Below are 18,653 nucleotides of genomic sequence, written 5' to 3'. Positions count from 1 at the left end.
AGGCCTACGGCAAATATCCCAATTGGCGGAGTTTGTCGCGCTGTTCGGGGCTGATGGTGACGGCGTCGCCGCGGCCCTGCGCGGCGAAGAGCCGCGGCAGCAGTTCGTCGAGGCGCGGCACATCCGGCTCGCCGAAATGGTTGATCGTCTCGCCGGGCTCGTCCGCCAGGCGATACCAGGCCGCCGGATATTCGACCGGCTTTTTCTTGATTTCCTGCGACATCCCGCTGAACCACTTCCAGCGGTTGTCGGTGGCGTAGCGCACCGGCACCTTGGTCAGCGAGGCGTTTTCGCCACCCACCCAGCGCCACGGCAACGGTTGATCGAGCCGCATTTCCGCGGCCAGGTTCCGGCCGTCGAGCCCCGGCGGCATGGGCAGATCGAGCCATCCCAGCAGGGTCGGAAACAGATCGACCGTGTTGCACGGGCCCTCGATCGCGCGGCCGGCGGGGATGCCGGGGCCCGCCAGCAGGCCCGGCACGCGGATTTCGTCCTCGAACAGCGTCATGCCGTGACCGTACATGTCGTGCTCGCCGAACATCTCACCGTGATCGGCGGTGACCACGACGATCGCCGGGCGGCCGGCGCGGTCGAGCCGGTCGAACAACCGGCCCAGTTCCCGGTCCACCGCCCAGATTTCGGCGTGGTAGAGCGCCTGGGCCGTCGCGGTGAGCGACGGCGGACCGCCGCGCAGGGCGTCGATCAGCTCGAACGCGTCGTGGTGGCGGTCGACCTCGCGCCGGTCGGCCTCGGTCGTGCCGGCCAGCAATCGGTCGGGCACGTCGGCCGGCGGGCGATAGGGCCAATGCGGATCGTAAAAATGCAGAAAGAGAAACGCCGGCACGTTCGCGCGCCGCTTCGCCAGCCAACGTTCGGCCAGCGCCACGGTGTCGCCGGCGCGTTCGCTGCTCGGGTGGTCGATTCGGTCGAAGCCCTGGCCGAAGCCGTACGGCGCGTCGACGAACAGGTGCGTGACCACCCCGTAAGTGTCGTAGCCTCGCGCCGCCAGTTCCTCGGCCAGCGTCCGCGCGCTCGGCGGCAGCGCGTCGGCCACGGTGCGCAGGCCCAGCGACCACGGATAGCGGCCGGTCAGCATCGCGCCGTGCGAGGTCAGCGTCCAACTCGACGGCGCGCGCAGATCAACCAGGCGCACGCCGCGCGCGGCCAGCCGGTCGAGGTTCGGCGTGAACCCCGCCGGATTGCCGTAGGCGCCCACCGCGTCGCGGCGCAGCGTGTCGATGCTGATGAAAATCACGTCCGGCCGGTTGTCGCCGCCGGGACGCGTGGTCTCGGTCAGCCAACGCGGCGCGTTGAGCAGCGCCAGCACCGCCGCGACCCACAAACCCCAGAACCACCAGCGCGGTTTCGCCGCCGTTTCGACCGCCGACCAACGGCGCAGCACGAGCAGTGGCGCGATGCCCGCCAGCAGTCCCAGAACGAGCGGCAGGCCGAGTGGCAGCAACCAGAGCGCGGGCTGGTCGGCGAAAGCGATCCAGAGCCGGTCGGGCATCAGCAGCGCGCCGACGATTTTTTGCAGAAACGCCGCCATCGAGGCCGGGTCAGCGGCGAACACGGGTAGTTTTTCCCGGGGTAGCCGCGCCGTCAGCGTTTGCAGGGCGGGCGGCAATCCCGACAGCAAGAGCGCCCCGGCGACCCAACCCGTCACCAGCACGAGCCCGATCCGTCTGGGGTGCACGAGCAGAACGCGCAACAGCCAGACCTGCGCGGCCGCGAGCATCAGGCCGGCCATGGCCCAGGGGGCGGCGCGGTGCATGGCGGCGGCCAGGGCCCGCCAATACAGGTGCCCGGCGTAGCCTTGCGCGGCCGCCTGGCGCAGGCCGTCGATCAGCCCGAGCGCCACCGCCAGGCCGAGCGCCAGCAGCGCCGCTTGCCATTCCAGTTCGGTCGGCCGAAACCGATTCGCCTTACGATCCATCGGTTTTTCCGGGAACCGGCGGCGGCGTGACGGGCGGCGGCGGGGCGGCCGGCAGGCGCTTGGCGGCGAACTTGATCACGTAATAGGGACGGAACGCGCCGGTGGCCGTCTCGACGTTGAACAGGACGTACCCTTCCTCGATCCGGTCCGGGCGGCGCGACTTGAGCACGCCCTCCACCCGGACGCGCCGCAGATCCACCCGCACCTCGTCGCGCACCTGCAGTTCGTCTTCCTGGCGCAGGCGGCAGTGGGTGAACCGCGAAAGCTTGTCGCCGAATAGGGTCAGCTCGACGACATATTCGCCCGGCCGGCCGTCGGCGGGTTTGACGATCACTTTGACGTTGGTCGGTTTCATGACCTGGCTGTCGTCGTAGACGTTGGCGGGCCCTTCCCACGTGCCGAGGAACCGCCCGGCGGGATCGACGGGCGCGGCGCCCAGCGCGATCGCCGGCAGTAACAGCCAAAGCAGCCACGGCAGGAAACGGCGGTTCATCGGCGGCCTCAGAGCAGTCGGACGGAAGCGAGGATCACGTCGCGGAAGGCGCCGGCCCGTTCGCTCGACCAGTAGGCCGGCACGCCGATCAACAGCACCGCGCGCGGTTTGCCGGCTTCCTCGATGACGAACGTCCAACCGTGCATCTGCGCGTCCGCGGATTCGTAACCGCGCGCCGGACGGCCGGCGACGGTCGCTTCGGCCGGTTGATTGCGCGCCGCTTCGTCAGGGCGGCGCGGGCGGAAGCTTTGCAGCAGGTCGGCGGCCGATTGGCCCGCCGGCAGCCGGTCCAGGTTGCCGACGCCGACGAACGGCAAAGCCGGGCTCTCGCTTGCCGGCTGATACAGAACGAACGAGGCCAGATCCTTGCGGACGAAGCGTTCCGGCGCGCGCCATTCGAGGCCGCCCTCGCGCACCTCGCGCCATGGCGCGTATTCGTCGCGCACCTCGCGTTTCAACGACGAGCAGGCCAACGCCAGCAGCAGGCAAAGGCCCAGCAGCCACGGCGCCGGGCGGCGTCTATTGTTTGGGCGCGGTATCATCGGCGGGCGCGGCGCCCTCCGGGCGCTCTTCCAGAACGGTTTGCAGGGCGATCTTGAAATCCTCGATGCTGAACGGCTTGCGCACCAGCCGGTCGCGCTGATCCTCGGGCGCGTGGCTGGGCAGTTGCGTCAGGCCGCTGCAATAGCGTATCGGCATGGCCGGCGCCAGGGCGCGAATCCGCTCGGCGGCTTCCGGACCGTCCAGGCGCGGCATGACCATGTCGAGAATGACGGCGGCGATGTGCTTCCGGTGGGCGGTGAACAGTTCCACCGCTTCCTGGCCGTCGCGGGCCAGCAGCGGCCGGTAGCCCATCTGGATCAGCATGTTTTTCATCAGGATGCGCAGCAGTTCCTCGTCGTCGGCGACCAGCACCGCTGGGCGATCGGCCATTTCCGGCGCGTCTTCCGGTTCGGGTTCCTCGATCGGCTCGACGGTGCCGACGACCAGGTTTTCGCCGTTTTTCTGGTTGACGAACGACGCCATCCGCAACCGCGCCTCGAAGTCGATGCCCTTGTTCTGGTTCAGCGAGATGCGGATCGACTGCGGCCCGCGCTCGGCCAGCGCCCGGGACAGATCGGCGAAGCGGATGATGGCCTGGGGCGGCAGCAGGTCGGCGAACTTGATGTCGCCGATCAGCCGGTCGTCGAGGTTGAGCAGGTTGATCGCCTTGGGGTTGGCCATGAGCAGGTGGCCCTCGGCGTCGAACAGCACCAGCGCGGCGGGAACCTGGTCGAAAATGGCCTGGACGCGGCTTTCGGGGCCGCTGAGGGAGCGTTCCTTTTCCAGGGCCTTGCGCAGCATGGCATTGTGATCGCGCAGTTTTTGCGCTTCGCGCGCCCGGTTGGTCAGTTGCACCACCGCGATCAGCAGGATGCCGATCACCCCCAGGTCGAAGAGCACCGGCGCTTGCAGCCCCAGGCGCAGGCGCAACGCGCGATCGACGTTCGCCTCTTCATCCCAGGCCAGCAGAGTGATGTGGTGGGTGATGTATTGGTAAAAGCCGACATGAATCGCGGCCAGGAGGACGATCAGAATTGCCGCCCATAATACGCGCCTGCTCTTCATGGTTCCCCTTGTTTACTGAAATATCCTTCGATTGTAGAGACAGGCGAGGCGAGAGGCAAGACGCTTTTCGCCCGTCGGGCGCCTGACGCTAGCGCAACGGCCAACTGGTACCCGTGCGCCGGTAGCGCGGATCGACCGGCGTCTCCCAGCGCTCCGTGCGCCAGCCCCGCGCCGCCGCCAACCGCGCCAGGTCGGCGTCCGGGTTCACCGCCACGACCTCGCCGGCCACCTCGAGCAACGGCCGATCGATGCCGTTGTCGGTATAGACGATCGTTTCGGCCGGCGTCAGGCCGCGTTCGGCCAGCCAGCGCGAAACCAGTTCGCGTTTGCCTTCCGCGTAGCAGGCCGGCCCGGCCATCGTCGCCAGCAACCGGCCGTCCGACCGCAGGCAATCGGTGCCCACGGCGTCCTCGGCGCCGGCCGCGCGGGCGATCGCCCGCGCCACGAAGACGTTGGAACCCGAAGCGAGCAGCACCCGGTCGCCCCGTTCACGATGGGCCGCGACGGCCGCCAGCGCCTCACGGTAAAATCGCCCGCGCATCGTCGCCGCCACCGCCGCGTCCGCCAACTCTTCGGTCCGCGCCGCCGTCAGTCCCGCGCAGCAGGTCGCCCCGGCCGCAATGATGATTTCCGGTCCGGCCAGGCCCAGCCGGTAAAGCACCATCGCTTTCGCCGAACGCCAGCGCCCGCGCCAGGGCAGCGCGCCGGTCCGCCAAAGGTGGCGGGCGAAGAGAAAGCCGCTCATCCCGTCCAGCAAGGTCCGATCGACGTCGAAAACCGCCGCGCGCATGGCTCACTTTTTGAAGAGCGGCAGTTCGTTCGTCTCGCCGCCCTTGGCGCGTTCGGCCTTGCCCGCCGGCTTCGCGCCGGGCAGGCGGAACGAATAGCCCGGCGTTTCGCGTGGCACTTTGTAGGCCGCCGTCTCCAGATACCACTTGCGCTCGGACCAGTTGCCCTGCCCCGATTCGGCCTCCGCCTCCAGAAAGCCGAAGACCTTGGCGTCGAGGTTGTCGATGTAGTGCAGCACGAGGGCCTCGGCGAACATCGGAATTTTGGTCGCGCCGTACTCGGGCCGCCCGTGGTGCGAGAGGATGAGGTGTTCCAGCAGCATCAGCCGCTCGGGCGGAAAGTCGCCGAGTTCGGCCGCCAGGCGGTCGAGGTACTGCACGCCAAACACCTGATGGCCGACCAGCTTGCCGGCGTCGGTGTAATCGAAAGCGTACTCGTAGGCCATTTCGCGGATCTTGCCCAGGTCGTGAAAGAGCACGCCGGTCAGCAACAGGTCGCGGTCGAGCGCCGGGTAGTGGGTGCAAATCTTGTCGGCCAGCAGCATCATCGAGCAGACATGCTCCAGCAGGCCGCCGACGTAGGCCTGGTGCACGCCGGTGGCGGCCGGGGCCGCTTTCAGGCGCGGGCCGAGTTCGGGATCGTCCAGCAGCGCCCGGCAGAGGCGGCGCAGCGATTCGTCCGCAAGGCCGTCGATCAGTTCGTTCACCGTGCGCGCGTAGGCTTCGCGGTCGCGCGGACAGGCCGGCAGGAAATAATCGACGTTCACCGATTCGCGCGGCACCGTTTCCAGGTGCGAAACATCGAGTTGCACCTGGCTCTGCCAGATTTTGCCGCGGGCGCGGATGAAGACGAAATCGCCCGCCGCCGCGCGACCCTCATAATCGAGGGCGTTGTCCCACAGGCGGCCTTCCATCTCGCCGCTGCCGTCGCTGAAAACCAGCGAGAGGTAGGGCTTACCCGCCTTGGTGGTGCCGGTGCTTTTCGCGCGGAGATAGTAGGTTCCCTCGACCGGCGAGCCTTCGCCGATCGTTTCCAGCCATAAATGTTTCATCTGGCGACCCCTTTAGCCCGGCCATGATAGCCGTCCGGCGGCGCTCGCGACAAGCCCGCCGGTTGACGAGGCGCGGCGCCAAGGGGTATTAGGGTGAATAAGTTTCCTGCGGCCGACAAACCGTTCAAGGTGGTGGAATGCGCGCCCGGCGATGGCTTTTTTTTCTGGTGTTGCTGCTGCTGTTGCCCCCGCTGCCGGCCCGGGCGCAGCGCGGCGGCCGCGTCAGCATTCTGGGTAACGTCGGCGCGTTGTGGCCGCAGATGGAACACCAGCGCACCAGCCGTTTCGACACGCCGACCGCCCTGCTCACCGGCGCCCTGCTCAACTACGGCATCACCGATCACGCCGGCATTCAATTCGGCCTGTTGTCGAGCGAAATGCGCGTGCGCACCGACCGCAACCACGACAACACCATGACCGCCCAGGAAATCGTCACCTGCTTCCGCTGGAACGTCCTGACCGACCTGATCCAGCCCTACATGCTGCTGGGCGCCAACTACTACATCATCAGCCTGGACCCTCCGCTCGAGGACGAAAGCGATCCGGGCCTGATCGGCGGCATCGGGCTGGAAGCGGTATTGACCGACCACGTCTCGTTCGGAGCCGTCGGCCGCTATTCCTACCTGTTTGCCGATCATTTCGATTCCGCTACAATGTTCAGCGGCTTGTTTACGCTGGCCTTCACTTTTTGAACCGAGGTGACAAGGAATTGGGACATCGAATCGCCGCGCTATGCTTGTGGACGCTGCTCTTCTTCACGGCGGTCGCCCAGGCGAAAGACTTTAAAATGAACACGGCGGCGGAAGGCGGCTATCTCTGGCTCTTCGCCTACGATCGCCACGCCAGCCACATCGACATCGACCCGGCGCCGGCGTTCGGCGGCACCCTGTTTCAACTGTTCGATTTCAACTGGGCGCGCAACATGGTCGGCGAAATCAATTACATCTATTGCGCCGCGCGCGGCGAGGCCTTCAGTTGGGACGACGAAAAGGAAAAAGTCACCGACGGCGACGACTCCACCCTGTTCGACATCGCTATGCACCACGCCGCTTTCAATCCCGGCTACGTTTTCGAGGGCCGGCGGCTGCATCCGTACATCTCGGGCGGCCTGGGCGCCACGTACCTGATCTTTCAACCCATTGAAGGCAAGAAAAAGGACGAGGTCGATTTCACCATCAACCTCGGCGCCGGCGCGGACTACACGATCTGGGAAACGGGTCAGGCGGCGCTCGAACGGCTCGATCTGGGCCTGCGCGTCCGCTATTACTATATTTTCCAAAAGGACATCGTCGACGCCGCGATGAACGGCGTCAGCGTGACCCTGCGGCTCAACCTGCGGTGGTAAAATGCGCGGATATGCGATCGGCTTGGCGTGTCTACTGGTGCTGGCGGCCGGCGCCGCCGCCTGGGCGGTGCAGGAAGGCGACATGATCATCGCCCCCGAGGTGGGTTTTGCCGCGATGAACGGCGAACTGGGCCAAATGCTCGGCGGCGATATCGCGTACGGCGTCACCCTGGCCTACGGCGTGATCGACTGGCTCGCCATCGAGGCCGATACGCTCTACAGCCTTCACGAACAGGCCGATAAGGACGAAACCGGCGAAATCTCCACCTCGCATTTCATCGGCGGCATCGGCCCGCGTTTCAATTGGAACACCCGCTACGTGATCCCCTACCTCACCCTGCAGGGCGCGGCGTCCTTCCTGCGCTACAAGTCGGAATGGGAAGGCCCCCGGAAAACCCTGAAGGATCAAAACGACGCCCACGCCTTCGGCGGCCTCGGCGGCCTCGGCGTCGATTTTGTGATCGCCGATGCGTTCACGGTGGGCCTTTTCGGCAAGGCCGGCTACCTGAAATCGAACCTCGAATACAGCAACCAACAGGATCGTGATCAGGAAGCGGGCGCCTACGGCTACTTCGCCGGCGGCCTGCGGCTCACGATGATTTTCTGAACCCCGCCAAATACGACAACGCCCGCGCGGCGCGCTCGGAATCGGGATAAATCGGCAGAAAATCGCCGAACGCCGCGCGCATCCGGGACAGAAACGGCGGAAAACCCAGATGCGAGACAAGAATCGGTTTGCGCCGCGCCGCCGCGCGCAGCATTTCCGGCTCGCCCAATAGGGCCGACATCGGCATTCCCGCCTCGACCGCCGGCCGGATCGAACCCCACGGAATCGTCACCAGCAGCAGCAGCGCGTCGACGTTCGGATCGGCCAGTTGCGCCGCGACTCCCTCGGCGAACAATCCCGACGGGCCGAAATCCAGCGGGTTGCCCAACGGCACCCACGGCGGCACCTTGGCGCGCAACGCGGCCAGCGTCGCCGGGTCGAGTTCGGCCAGTTGCAGGCCGCGCGAGGTCAGCACGTCCGCCGCGAGAATGCCTTGCGAACCGGAAGTGGTGACCAGGCCGACGCGCGGGCCGGCCGGCGCGGGGCAAAGCGAACAGGCCAGCGCCGCGTCCAGCAGTTCCTCCAGGTTTTCGACCCGCCGGCCGCCCGCCTGCCGCAAGGCGCCGGAAAAAACCGCGTCGCGGCCCGCCAGGCTGGCGGTGTGGCTGCCGATCGCCTTGGCGCCCGCCGCCGTCCGCCCGCCCTTGAGTACGAACACGGGTTTGCGCGCCGTGCAACGCTCCATCGCCCGCAAAAAGCGCGGCCCGTCCGCCACGCCTTCGAGGTACATCGCCACCACGCGCGTCTCCGGATCGTCGGCGAGGAAATTCAAAAAGTCGGCTTCGTCCAGGTCCAGCCGGTTGCCCATGGTGATCGCCTTGGACAACCGCAGCCCGCGCGCCGGAGCCGCATCGAGCAGAATCGAGCCGAAGATGCCGCTCTGGGCGATCAGCGCCACCCCGCCCGGAACCAGGCTCTCGGGCTGCACCTCGGTGGACGCGAAACCGTTGGCGGTGTTGACCACGCCGACGCAGTTGGGACCGAGCACCCGGATCCCGGCGGATCGAATCAGCTCCTTGAGGCCGGCCTGCCGCGCCGCGCCCTCGGGCCCGCTCTCGGCGAAGCCCGCGCTTTCGACGATCGCCAGCCGGCAAGCGATGCGGCCGAGTTCGGCCAGCGCCTCGCCCACGGCCGGCGCCGGGATGGCGACGATCGCCAGGTCGAACGGCCCGGCGGCCGCGGCGGCGGCGACGGTCGGATAGGCCGGGCGGCCGAAGACGGTTCCCGCGCCGGGCCGGACCATCGTCAGCCGGTCGGCGTAGCCGTGGCCGATCAGGTAGCGGGCGATGCCGGCGGAAAACAGGTTGGTTTCCGAAGCGCCGACGAAAATGACGCGGGCGGGATCGAACAACGGGCGCAGATCCGATTCCGGCAAGGTGCGGACTCCTTTGCGAAGCGCTTACAGGTCCATCATCGGGGCGTCGATGATTTCAATGCCGGGCTTGGGCGCGTACGAGAACAGGCCGGTGGACAGGCCGGTATTGAAGCGCGGATTCTTCAGTTCGATCTTGTTGAGGTTGCCGTACGCGTCGACCGTGTCGATGCGCTCGACCAGGAAGCCCTGCCGGTTGATGTGCAGCACCAGGTAGTTGAAGCCGAGCGGCTTCTTCGGCGTCAGCTTCAAACGCGCCTTGCCGCCCTCGTCCGGCAGCAGTTCGGGCGTGTACTGGGTTTTCACGTCCACCTCGCCCGAGAGGATCGACATCGGCAGCGCGATGTTGTAACCGCCCTGGCTCTTGCTGAGGTACGCCTTCTTTTCCTCGACGTAGAGAATCACCAGGCTCGTGCCGTCGGTGATGATTTCCTTGGCCGGCGCGGTCTTGTAGACCCACCGCATCTTGTCGGGCCGCGCCAGGTAGATGACGCCGTCGGCGCGCTTTTCGCGGTTGCCCAGTTGCTTGACGACGGTGGTCTGCACGAAATCGACCGTCAGGTCCTTGGCCTTACCGTAGCGGGCCTGGATGCCGCCGATCAGATCGGTCAGCGGGTCGGCGGCGGCCGGCGCGAGCAGGGCCGCCAGCAGCAACAAGATCGTCCACGGGAACATTTTTCGCATTCAGGATCTCCTTACGAAAACGGCTCACTGTAACAAAAAGCGCGCCGCCGGTCACGGTGCTTGGTTGACAATCGCCCGCCGGCGAGACAGCCTACCTTCACGGCAGAAAAAGGAGCGAGAACGATGAGGTTCGTGAAAATCCTCTGCACCCTGGGCCCGGCGACCGACCGGCCCGGCATGATCGAGGAACTGGCCCGCGCGGGCATGGACGCCGCCCGCATCAATTTTTCGCACGGCGACGAAACCGCGCAACGGCCGCGCGTCGAAGCCGTGCGCGCCGCCGAACGGGCCATCGGGCGCCCGCTGGCCGTGGTCGCCGATCTGCAGGGCCCGAAAATCCGTCTCGGCCGCTTTCCGGACGGTCCGGTCCAACTCGACGACGGCGACGAAATCGTGCTGGCCGCCGGCGACGGCCCCTGCTCCGGTCACCGCCTGACCGTCGATTATCCCGAGTTGGCCGACGCGGTGTGTCCCGGCGGCGACATCTTTCTGGCCGACGGCTACCTGCATCTGCGCGTCGAGGAAATCCGGCAGGGCGATGTGCGCTGCCGCGTCGTGCGCGGCGGACCGCTGTCGGACCGCAAGGGCGTCAACCTGCCCGGCGTGCCGCTGCACATGCCGACGCTGACCGAACACGATTACCGCGACGCGCTGGGCGCCGTGCGGCTGGGCTGCGACTTCATCGCGCTGTCGTTCGTGCGCTCGGCCGGCGACGTGAAGACCCTGCGCGACTTTTTGCTGGCGCACCAGGCGCAACTGCCGATCATCGTCAAGCTCGAACGCCCCGAGGCGCTGACCGATCTCGAAAGCGTGCTGGAGGCCGCCGACGCCGTGATGGTGGCGCGCGGCGACCTGGGCGTCGAGGTGGGCGTCGCCAAGGTGCCCGCGCTGCAAAAGCGGATTCTCGCGGCGGCGCGGCGGCTGCGCAAACCGGCCATCGTGGCGACGCAGATGCTCGAATCGATGACCACCTCGCCCATCCCGACGCGCGCCGAGGCCTCCGACGTCGCCAACGCCATTCTCGACGGCGCCGACGTCGTCATGCTCTCGGGCGAGACCGCGGCCGGCCGCTATCCGCTGGAAACGGTGCGGATGATGACCGCGATCGCCCAGGAAACCGAACCGCTGGCCGCGCTGCAAACGGCGCCGGCCGGCGACGCCGGCCTGCCCGGCGTGGCCGAAGCGGTCATCAACGGCGTGCTGGCCATGACCGAGGCGCTGCAGCCGCGGGCGATCGTCGCCTATACCCACAGCGGCTCGACGGCGCGCCTGCTGGCCAAGCGGCGGCCGCCGGTGCCGGTCATCGCCCTGACCTCCTGCGAAAAAATCAGCCGGCTGGGCGCGCTGTATTTCGGCTGCATCCCCCGGCAGGCGCCGGCGCTCGCCCGCACCGACGAAATTTTCGGCCTGGCCGACCGGCTGCTGATCGAGGGCGGATTCGCCGCGCCGGGCGACCGCATCATCGTCGTCGCCGGGTTGCCGTTCAACAAACCGGGAACGACCAACCTGATTCACGTTCACGAGGTCGGCACGACCTGACGCGAGGAGGGCCGATGGCCGGAGATTGCCGCTATTGCGGAGAATGCCTGAACCGTTGCGTTTACCTGAAGCTGTCGCTGGCGGACGCGGGCGCGGAAATGCGCCGGCTCGACGCCGGGGAGGCGACCCCGCGGCTGGACGCCGGCTGCATCTCGTGCGCCGCCTGCAACCTGTTTTGCCGGTACGGCGCCAAACCCTACGACCGCATCCTGGAAAAATTCCACGGCAACTACCTGGCGCACGGCCTGCCCGAGCGGGCGAAATTTTTGCTGCCGACCCGTACGCCCAATTTCCGCACCTACATCCTGGACCGGTTGCCGCCCGACGAACGGGACCTGGTCGAGAAATGGGAACGCGCCGAGCCGGAAGGCGACGTGCTCTACCCCGGCTGCAACCTGATCACCAGCGCCTACCTGACGCAATCGGGCGTCTTCGACGACCTGACCATCGCCGGCAGCCTCGCGCTCTGCTGCGGCGAAATGTACTACCGGATGGGCCTGCCCGACGTGGTGCGGCGCATCGCCGAACGCCTGACCGAATACTACGCCGGCAAATCGATTCGCCGGATGGTGTTCGTCTGCCCCGCCGGGCTCAACATGTTCCGGCACATCCTGCCGGAAAAATTCGGCGCCCGATTCGATTTTCCCACGGTCTACTTCACCGATTACCTGCTGGAGCGGCTCGACCGGGGCGAGTTGCAACCGGTCCGCTACCTGACCGGATCGCTGCTGGTGCACGACAGTTGCCACGGCCGGCTGCTCGGCGAATCGCTGACCGGCAGCGTGCGCGAATTGCTGCGGCGCCTGGGCGTGGAACCGGTCAACCCGCCGCACACCGCCGCGAGCGGCTACTGCTGCGGCATCGCCGCGGCCGCGCCGCGCCAGTCGGCCGGCGACCTGCTGCGCGCCGTCTCGCTGCCGTCGCTCGAATATTTTCGCGCGGGCGGCGAACAGGTCGGCGCCTATTGCACGGGCTGCTACCTGACCCTGGGCAGCCTGCAAGGGGCGACCGGCCTCGGCAAACCGGTGCGGCACGTGTTGGAGCTGGTGGCGGAAGCGATCGGGCGGCCGGTGCCGGACCGGTTGGGAGAGCGCACGCGGCTGCTCTTGCGGGGCATCGTCGCCAACACTTTGCCCGCCTACGCCTCACCGCGCCGGTTCTGGATGGGCAAGCCTACTGTTTGACGATCCGCACGGTCGTGTTGGGTTGCAGGAACAGGCCTTCGAGCGAGCGCGGCACGACGACCAGCGAATAAGGCTGGGTCAGCGCCTCGGTGACCATCTGGCCGAGGCGCGGCTCGGTTTCGCGCACCGTCACCACCAGGTTGGCGCCGTCCCGCCGGACTTCCTGAATGCGCACCGCAAACCCGCCGGTCGGCCGTATCCCCATGAACACCGCGACGACCGCCTGCGTTTTGAAATCGACGGCCGGCAGCGGCGGCTGCGGCTCGCAATTGGCGTGGATGTTCCGCCAGAGCTGCGACCACTGGCCCGGATCGACGACGACCCGCACCCCGGCCTCCTTGACGCCGCAGTATTGTCCTTCCCAGCGTTGCACGTCGGCCGCTACGACCGTGGCGGCCGGAGCGCTCTTGGCCTCGTCGGCCTCTTCCTTGGCGAGGATTTCGTTGCGCCGGCGGTACTGGTCGCTGGACATTTTTTCCTGCTCGGCGACGGCGCCGCCCGCGCCGCGGGAAGGCGCCGGCGGCGGCACGGCCATCAGGCCGGCCGCTGCCGGAACGTTTTGCGTCTCGGCGTCGCCGACGGCGCGGCGGGTCGGCGCGGGCGCCTCGGCGTATTTTCCTTCCAGGCGACCGGTCGCCTCGGTCGAGACCTCGCCGCCCCGCGGGCCAAGGTTCGCGTCTTTTTTCTTATCTTGCCCCGTTTCCGGGGAAGCAAACTGTTCTTTCAATGCCAGGCTGGTCGAGCCCTTGGCCAACTGGTCGGCGATCTGTCCGGCCCGGTCGCCGCCCGCCGGCACGGCTTCGCGCGTCGCCGCTTCCTCGGCGGGAGCCGGCAGGGCCGATTCGGTCTTGGCCATTTCCAGCGCGGGCGCCAGGTCGGGGCTCCGCAGCGTTCCTTCCAGGTGCGTGACGACCACCACGCCCACGACGATCGCCACCAGGCAAACGCCCACGACCGGCGCGAGCCGGAAAACCGTGCTCAGCTTGTGAATGCGGTTGCGCAGGAAAAAGCGCCGCTGCCGCGTCGTGGCGGCGAGGATTTTCTCGCTCAGTTCGAGCGGCAATTCCGCGTCGGGCAGCGCGCGGACCAGCGGCTGCACCCGCCGCACGAGCCGGACGGTTTCCGCCTCTTCGGGGTGCTCTTCGAGATAGTCCTCGACCGCGGCGCGGTCCTCGGCCGGCAACGTGCCGTCCACGTATTCGGCCAGGTATTGCTCGATGTGCTCGCGATTCATGTGCCCCCCTCCGCGTCCACAAAGGGCCTGAGGGAGATGGCCAACTCCGATCTGGCTCGATGGATGCGACTTTTCACCGTGCCGAGCGACTGGCCGGTGATTTCCGCAATCTCCTCATAGGACAACCCTTGCAGATCACGCAGGATGATGGCTTCCCGGTGATCGTCGCTCAATTGATCGATCGCCCGGCGCACCGCCTGCCGGGTCTCCTTCGCCGTCACGCGATCGTTCGGATCCGGGTCCGCGGCGGCGTACTGCCGGACCGGTCCGTCGTCCTCGCCGTCCGGCATCGGGTCGAGCGATTCGCCCGTAAAATAGTGCCGCCGATTCAAGTACTTGAGCCGGTTACGGCAATGGTTTACGGCAACCATGTACAGCCAGGTGGAAAACTTCGCCTCCCCGCGAAAGCTACCCAAGGAACGAAAGAGCTTGACGAAAATCTCCTGGGTCACTTCCTGCGCTTCTTCCGGCACGCGCACGAATCGCAGCGACAGGTTGAAAACCCGGCGCTGGTAACGCAGGACCAGCTCCTCGAAAGCCCGCTGGTCGCCGCCCAGGAAACGTTCCACGCAGCGGATATCCGCGCGGTTAAAGTCTTGATCCACCATGCGTGCCGTAACCACGTTGGGAATAGACCGCGCGGCGCGAAAAAAGTTCCGCGACGGCCGTTTCGTTGATTGAACGGTATCTTAGTACACCAATCCATAATTTCAATGACGTATTGCAGGTTTGCCCCACGAGCGCGAGTGTCCCCACCCGCCCCGCTCAAAACGGAGGTTATCGCGCCCGAGCCATTGGTCCAAATCATTATCTCGTCATCTGATCAAAGCGAAGGATCTCGTCGGTGACAATCATTGGTTCGACGGCGATAAAATCGACAGCCTCTTCCGCCGGAGCGACAAATAAGCTTTCTCGTCTTTCGGTGCGCAAGCCGAAATCCAAAGGCAAGATTCCGGAAGAGTTCGGTATGGTTGAGGGGTCGAGAAAAGGCGTTCGTTGAGAATACCCAGTCTGTTTATTGATCGATCGAATCAGCAGCCGCAGCCTTGGTCGGCATCGTCGTCGCCGGAGAGCATGGGGGTGTCGTCGTCGGTTTCCTCGACGGCCAGATCGGGGCCCAAAGCAATACCGAAAGGGTAGCCGACGATGATGTACTCGTCGGTGTCGTCGATGCTCGCCTCGCTCGGCTCGTTGCCGGTTAAAAGCCGGCTCCATTCGATGTCGCCATCGGGCGTGATTTTCACCAAACCCCAGGTGTTGTCATCGCAACTGCCGTTTTCTTGATAGCCACTTCGACAAGCCGTGATGTTTGCGTAGCCGTTGCCGTAACGGTCAATCGTCAGGTCAAAGGCATGGCCGCCATCCAGCGCCCATTGGGGAAATTGAAATTCCTTTTCCCCCTTGATTTGTCCGTTTTGATCAAAGGCCGAAAATCGCAAGTAAAGCGTATCTTCATTCCAAGGATCCTGTAAAACCAACACTCCGCCATCCGGATACAGCGCCATTGCCGAATTTGACCAACCTGAATCGAGACGACCCGGGGTTTGGCGCCATTTGTTGATCGTTTTGCCAGTCGTCATATCCACTGTATATAGCGAAGGCATATTCGGCAGATTGTAAGAAACCTCGCACTCGGCCAGTAAATAAATATTTTTCAATCGATCATCGCCTTCGATGATAAGCGCCTGACAATATTCCTGGCTTGTCCACTGCCAAATTTGATCACCCAGGGAATCGTATTTCACGATATTCGTGTGCCGCATATATTCGTCGTTTGTCTCGCCGGCGGGATCCGAACCGGCATAATAAGCACAATCTTCATTATCAACATATATATATTGCAATTTGACATCATCCAGATCCAACTGGGAAATCGCATATTCGTGTTGCCATTGTTTGTTTCCATCTTTGAGATATTTAACCGCGAATGAAAGTTCCAGTTCGTCGGGATCCTCAATGTCTATTATCTTCATAGTATAATAGACGTTGGAATTCTTACCGACGATGACATTTTCACAAGTTGAATAATATGGATATTCATTATCATATATTATTAAGCGTTTCTCATGGTAATTGTATTTTGCCGCAGTAGCGTTTGTCATTTCCGTATCGTAATCAACTTTTTGACCGCATAAATAAATAACGCTATTAATATTGTCGGGCGAAAAATACTGAAACCCCCAATTATCATCGAATCGATACTTACTACGAAAATCGCCTCTTTTTGAAATAACAGAAAGATATTCATCCCATCCTGATATATTCATTATAATATATCCATCATCAACCGAGGTTATACCAAACGATGAACCGAATTTTTTCCCATACCATAACAGATCTGATTCACTGCCAAGAGCATATTGAGGCGCTATTTCTCCGCAAAAAGCCACTCCATACCATAATATAAATGATAAATTCACTAAATACTTGGTCATTTTCGCCTTTTTATTCATTTTTTTATTCCAAATCCATCATATGCTTTTAGAGGATCGCTTTGCGACACTTTGCACCATACCACCACTGATTTGTCTTTTTTGTTTTTATTGGTTAATTTGTCGATCCAACTTCTTTGGCTTGCATCCAGCCGAACAATGGCAAAATACCTGATGCACACTTTGCCGCCTTGGTTGCCGCCGATTGCTTTGAACCAATTGAGTGCATAATTCGAGTTGAAATTGCCAGGTTTGGTATCATCATTGGGTTGAGTATTGTCCAAATCATTAACGATTTCCTTGAGTTCAGGATAAAACCCGTTACAAGGTCGTCGCGCGCCATTGGGCCCGATCCAATAAATGAATATCGTACTATGGTTGGAGTTTTCCAATGCAACATAGGCACCTGGTTGAACCTTATTGGCAATGTTAAGCCAAGTGTTACTAGTATCCTCCGCTGAGATGAATTGTCGATTAGCGCCTTTTTTAAAGAATTCTTCCATTTCAAAAGTGCTATGAACAGATGGGATTTGAGGGAAATCACCGCTCACTCGAAGCGCCCATGCCGCAAATTCCGTACACCAAAATTCCGGTATATTATCCCAAATACCATTTTTTTTCGGCCAATTCGTGCCATATTTTGGGTTCCATGCCTGACCTAATTCTCCTACGGCAGTACTTAATATCCGGCTATCCAATATTTCCTGGGGCTGATAGCTCAATGGATAGAGCGGACCGAAGTCATCGCCTTGATAAAGCAATTTATGCTTTTTACTTTTCCAAATTTTATCAGTATCAGTAATGACAATTGTTTTCCCTGCAGGTATTAAGAAGGCATCGTAATCCAACTCGATAATTACACACCCATTAAGGGTGATCTTTAGATTGCGCAAAACCAGGCTTTTTCTGGCTTCAATTTCGATATGTATTTGATCGAAGGCATTTGTATCAATGCATCGCCGTTCGGAATCGATATTATTCTTCCAGCGAGATGCATTGAATACCAATAGCAACCCTTTTTCTTCACTATTATTTTTTTTTGATCCTTTTATGTGGTGTGCAACCATATCCATTTCGGGAAACACGCCAAGATTGTCCCAATTTACATCAGCTTGATCGGAGGTTTCATTTAGCGAGTAAAACTTGGCAATCCTTTCCGCTTTCCAATTTATTTTTGCATGACTCCCGATCGGCCGCGTTAAATAAATCGGAAAACGTGGTATTTTATTTTCTTGCCCAATTTTCACCAATGCAACTCCAACAATTTCTTCCGGCTGCCAACCATCTTTACTTTCAACAGTTTTTATGACCTCCTTTGTTTTCATTTCGAATGGTTGAAAACCACCAATTTGTACTAAATCATTCATGGTATCCAATCGAAATACTTTAGCTGGATCGCTATGTCCTATTTGAATTTCAGTATCATCCCAAAATCCCAGATACCAATCCGGATGCACCAAATGTGGGTTTTCGGATTGCTGCGTATGCAACAAACTCACCAATTGCTTTTTCGGCGAGGGGAGCGGCTGAAAGCGGCTTGGTTCGACCCGGCTTGCCGTCAGTGCGTTCTGGCGTAGCGTCGCCAACCTGGCGTCAAAGCGGCGGTCGGTCAGTTCGGCCTGGTCGCGATGGAGCCGGCGGAAATGCTCGATAACCGTGGGTTCGGTTTCGGAGATTTCGTCGATCAGTTCCCACAGCAAGGCATTCTCGGCCTCGTCGCGCGGCGCGCCCAAGCGGTCGAAATTGAGCACCAGCATTTCACGGTTGTTTTCGACCAGATCCTGGGCGTCGCCGGGCCGGCAATATCCGGCGGTTGAAAGCGCCTTGACCACCTCCGGCCGCCAGGCTTCCTTCAACAAACTTCGTTTTTCGGCAAGGATTTCGGCCTCGGTCTTCGACTCGGGTTTCGCATCGAGCGAAACGATTTCCTTCTTGGACGGGCTTGCCAACGGCGCCAGTTGGCCCGATTTGGCGGATTTCAACGGCACAAAACGCTTTTCCATGCCGAACCCTCTTCCGAATCGTTTCGGCTAATCGACCTTGAGAACATCTTCCGCGGGATCGCCGACAAACTTTTGCGCTTCCGGCACCGTATCCTTGCCATCGTTGGTGGCGGCTTCCTTGAAAATCGTATTGGCGGCGCCGGAGTACAACGACTTCGATTCTAGTTTGATCCCGTAATAAGTCTCTTGCAAGGTCGGGTCTTCCTTGATGATCTTCACGATCGCCACGCCCGGATGCAGCGCCTCGTCGCCCGTGCCCGAAACCGCCACCGTCGAGCGCAGCTTCACCAAAATCGCCGCGTAGTTGCGCCGTAGCGCCGTCGCGCCCGTCCGGATCTCCAGCGTGCAGTAATCGCTCGGATGCTCATCCCACGGG

Annotated in this window: 18 protein-coding genes; 5 read left to right on the top strand and 13 right to left on the bottom strand. The window is 62.6% G+C overall.

Features of this window, described 5'->3' with window-relative positions:
* Nucleotides 1–4: 4 nt before the first annotated feature.
* The 6 genes from GX444_14655 to GX444_14630 all read right to left on the bottom strand — a co-directional run bounded on the left by GX444_14655 (nt 5) and on the right by GX444_14630 (nt 5,877).
* The gene (locus tag GX444_14655) at nt 5–1,936 is read right to left on the bottom strand and encodes a sulfatase (GenBank protein ID NLH49819.1); all 1,932 of its coding nucleotides are present in this window, start codon (nt 1,934–1,936) and stop codon (nt 5–7) included.
* On the bottom strand, nt 1,926–2,429 hold the full coding sequence (locus GX444_14650) for a hypothetical protein (protein ID NLH49818.1): 504 nt from the start codon (nt 2,427–2,429) through the stop codon (nt 1,926–1,928). Before GX444_14650 ends, GX444_14655 begins: the two co-directional genes overlap by 11 nt.
* An 8-nt stretch (nt 2,430–2,437) precedes the next feature.
* Nucleotides 2,438–2,971, bottom strand: a complete 534-nt coding sequence (locus tag GX444_14645) for a hypothetical protein (protein ID NLH49817.1) — start codon at nt 2,969–2,971, stop codon at nt 2,438–2,440.
* Nucleotides 2,949–4,037, bottom strand: a complete 1,089-nt coding sequence (locus GX444_14640; protein ID NLH49816.1) for a response regulator — start codon at nt 4,035–4,037, stop codon at nt 2,949–2,951. The genes GX444_14645 and GX444_14640 overlap by 23 nt, the downstream gene beginning before the upstream one ends.
* A gap of 88 nt (nt 4,038–4,125) precedes the next feature.
* Nucleotides 4,126–4,827: an HAD-IB family hydrolase gene (locus tag GX444_14635; protein ID NLH49815.1), complete on the bottom strand. Its 702-nt coding sequence runs from the start codon at nt 4,825–4,827 to the stop codon at nt 4,126–4,128.
* Between the two features lie 3 nt (nt 4,828–4,830).
* Nucleotides 4,831–5,877: an HD domain-containing protein gene (locus tag GX444_14630; protein ID NLH49814.1), complete on the bottom strand. Its 1,047-nt coding sequence runs from the start codon at nt 5,875–5,877 to the stop codon at nt 4,831–4,833.
* A gap of 137 nt (nt 5,878–6,014) precedes the next feature.
* On the opposite strand from GX444_14630, the gene GX444_14625 reads away from it, so the two are divergent.
* From GX444_14625 to GX444_14615, 3 genes are read left to right on the top strand one after another with little or no spacing between them, the layout of a single operon-like run.
* A complete protein-coding gene (locus tag GX444_14625) occupies nt 6,015–6,569 on the top strand; it encodes a porin family protein (GenBank protein ID NLH49813.1) in 555 nt (184 codons plus the stop codon).
* Nucleotides 6,570–6,586: 17 nt separating this feature from the next.
* A complete protein-coding gene (locus GX444_14620) occupies nt 6,587–7,222 on the top strand; it encodes an outer membrane beta-barrel protein (protein NLH49812.1) in 636 nt (211 codons plus the stop codon).
* 1 nt (nt 7,223) lies between these two features.
* Nucleotides 7,224–7,829, top strand: coding sequence for an outer membrane beta-barrel protein (locus tag GX444_14615; GenBank protein ID NLH49811.1), 606 nt, complete (start codon nt 7,224–7,226; stop codon nt 7,827–7,829).
* Here GX444_14615 and GX444_14610 read toward each other — a convergent pair.
* Nucleotides 7,813–9,204 (bottom strand): hypothetical protein, encoded by a 1,392-nt coding sequence (locus GX444_14610; GenBank protein ID NLH49810.1) that lies wholly within the window; start codon nt 9,202–9,204, stop codon nt 7,813–7,815. The genes GX444_14615 and GX444_14610 overlap by 17 nt on opposite strands.
* A 24-nt stretch (nt 9,205–9,228) precedes the next feature.
* A complete protein-coding gene (locus tag GX444_14605) occupies nt 9,229–9,885 on the bottom strand; it encodes an outer membrane lipoprotein carrier protein LolA (protein ID NLH49809.1) in 657 nt (218 codons plus the stop codon).
* Between the two features lie 123 nt (nt 9,886–10,008).
* On the opposite strand from GX444_14605, the gene pyk reads away from it, so the two are divergent.
* Nucleotides 10,009–11,424, top strand: coding sequence for a pyruvate kinase (gene pyk, locus GX444_14600; protein ID NLH49808.1), 1,416 nt, complete (start codon nt 10,009–10,011; stop codon nt 11,422–11,424).
* A gap of 14 nt (nt 11,425–11,438) precedes the next feature.
* Nucleotides 11,439–12,608, top strand: coding sequence for a (Fe-S)-binding protein (locus GX444_14595; protein NLH49807.1), 1,170 nt, complete (start codon nt 11,439–11,441; stop codon nt 12,606–12,608).
* Here GX444_14595 and GX444_14590 read toward each other — a convergent pair.
* The 5 genes from GX444_14590 to GX444_14570 all read right to left on the bottom strand — a co-directional run.
* On the bottom strand, nt 12,598–13,842 hold the full coding sequence (locus GX444_14590; GenBank protein NLH49806.1) for a protease complex subunit PrcB family protein: 1,245 nt from the start codon (nt 13,840–13,842) through the stop codon (nt 12,598–12,600). The two genes, GX444_14595 and GX444_14590, sit on opposite strands and share 11 nt — an antisense overlap.
* Nucleotides 13,839–14,411: a sigma-70 family RNA polymerase sigma factor gene (locus GX444_14585; GenBank protein NLH49805.1), complete on the bottom strand. Its 573-nt coding sequence runs from the start codon at nt 14,409–14,411 to the stop codon at nt 13,839–13,841. Before GX444_14585 ends, GX444_14590 begins: the two co-directional genes overlap by 4 nt.
* Before the next feature lie 462 nt (nt 14,412–14,873).
* Entirely contained in the window at nt 14,874–16,295 is a 1,422-nt protein-coding gene (locus GX444_14580; protein ID NLH49804.1) for a hypothetical protein, read from the bottom strand.
* Nucleotides 16,292–18,277: a hypothetical protein gene (locus GX444_14575; protein NLH49803.1), complete on the bottom strand. Its 1,986-nt coding sequence runs from the start codon at nt 18,275–18,277 to the stop codon at nt 16,292–16,294. The genes GX444_14580 and GX444_14575 overlap by 4 nt, the downstream gene beginning before the upstream one ends.
* A 27-nt stretch (nt 18,278–18,304) precedes the next feature.
* Nucleotides 18,305–18,653 (bottom strand): hypothetical protein (locus tag GX444_14570; protein ID NLH49802.1); only part of this gene is annotated, 349 nt, incomplete at its 5' end.

The sequence above is a fragment of the Myxococcales bacterium genome (genome assembly GCA_012517325.1).
Taxonomy (GTDB): Bacteria; Lernaellota; Lernaellaia; order Lernaellales; family Lernaellaceae; genus JAAYVF01.
This window is presented reverse-complemented; position numbering and strand designations above follow the sequence as displayed.

Coding starts and splice junctions, on each gene's coding strand:
- GX444_14655 (NLH49819.1), bottom strand. CDS start 1,936: ATGGATCGTAAGGCGAATCGGTTTCGGCCGACCGAACTGGAATGGCAA.
- GX444_14650 (NLH49818.1), bottom strand. CDS start 2,429: ATGAACCGCCGTTTCCTGCCGTGGCTGCTTTGGCTGTTACTGCCGGCG.
- GX444_14645 (NLH49817.1), bottom strand. CDS start 2,971: ATGATACCGCGCCCAAACAATAGACGCCGCCCGGCGCCGTGGCTGCTG.
- GX444_14640 (NLH49816.1), bottom strand. CDS start 4,037: ATGAAGAGCAGGCGCGTATTATGGGCGGCAATTCTGATCGTCCTCCTG.
- GX444_14635 (NLH49815.1), bottom strand. CDS start 4,827: ATGCGCGCGGCGGTTTTCGACGTCGATCGGACCTTGCTGGACGGGATG.
- GX444_14630 (NLH49814.1), bottom strand. CDS start 5,877: ATGAAACATTTATGGCTGGAAACGATCGGCGAAGGCTCGCCGGTCGAG.
- GX444_14625 (NLH49813.1), top strand. CDS start 6,015: ATGCGCGCCCGGCGATGGCTTTTTTTTCTGGTGTTGCTGCTGCTGTTG.
- GX444_14615 (NLH49811.1), top strand. CDS start 7,224: ATGCGCGGATATGCGATCGGCTTGGCGTGTCTACTGGTGCTGGCGGCC.
- GX444_14605 (NLH49809.1), bottom strand. CDS start 9,885: ATGCGAAAAATGTTCCCGTGGACGATCTTGTTGCTGCTGGCGGCCCTG.
- pyk (NLH49808.1), top strand. CDS start 10,009: ATGAGGTTCGTGAAAATCCTCTGCACCCTGGGCCCGGCGACCGACCGG.
- GX444_14595 (NLH49807.1), top strand. CDS start 11,439: ATGGCCGGAGATTGCCGCTATTGCGGAGAATGCCTGAACCGTTGCGTT.
- GX444_14590 (NLH49806.1), bottom strand. CDS start 13,842: ATGAATCGCGAGCACATCGAGCAATACCTGGCCGAATACGTGGACGGC.
- GX444_14580 (NLH49804.1), bottom strand. CDS start 16,295: ATGAATAAAAAGGCGAAAATGACCAAGTATTTAGTGAATTTATCATTT.
- GX444_14575 (NLH49803.1), bottom strand. CDS start 18,277: ATGGAAAAGCGTTTTGTGCCGTTGAAATCCGCCAAATCGGGCCAACTG.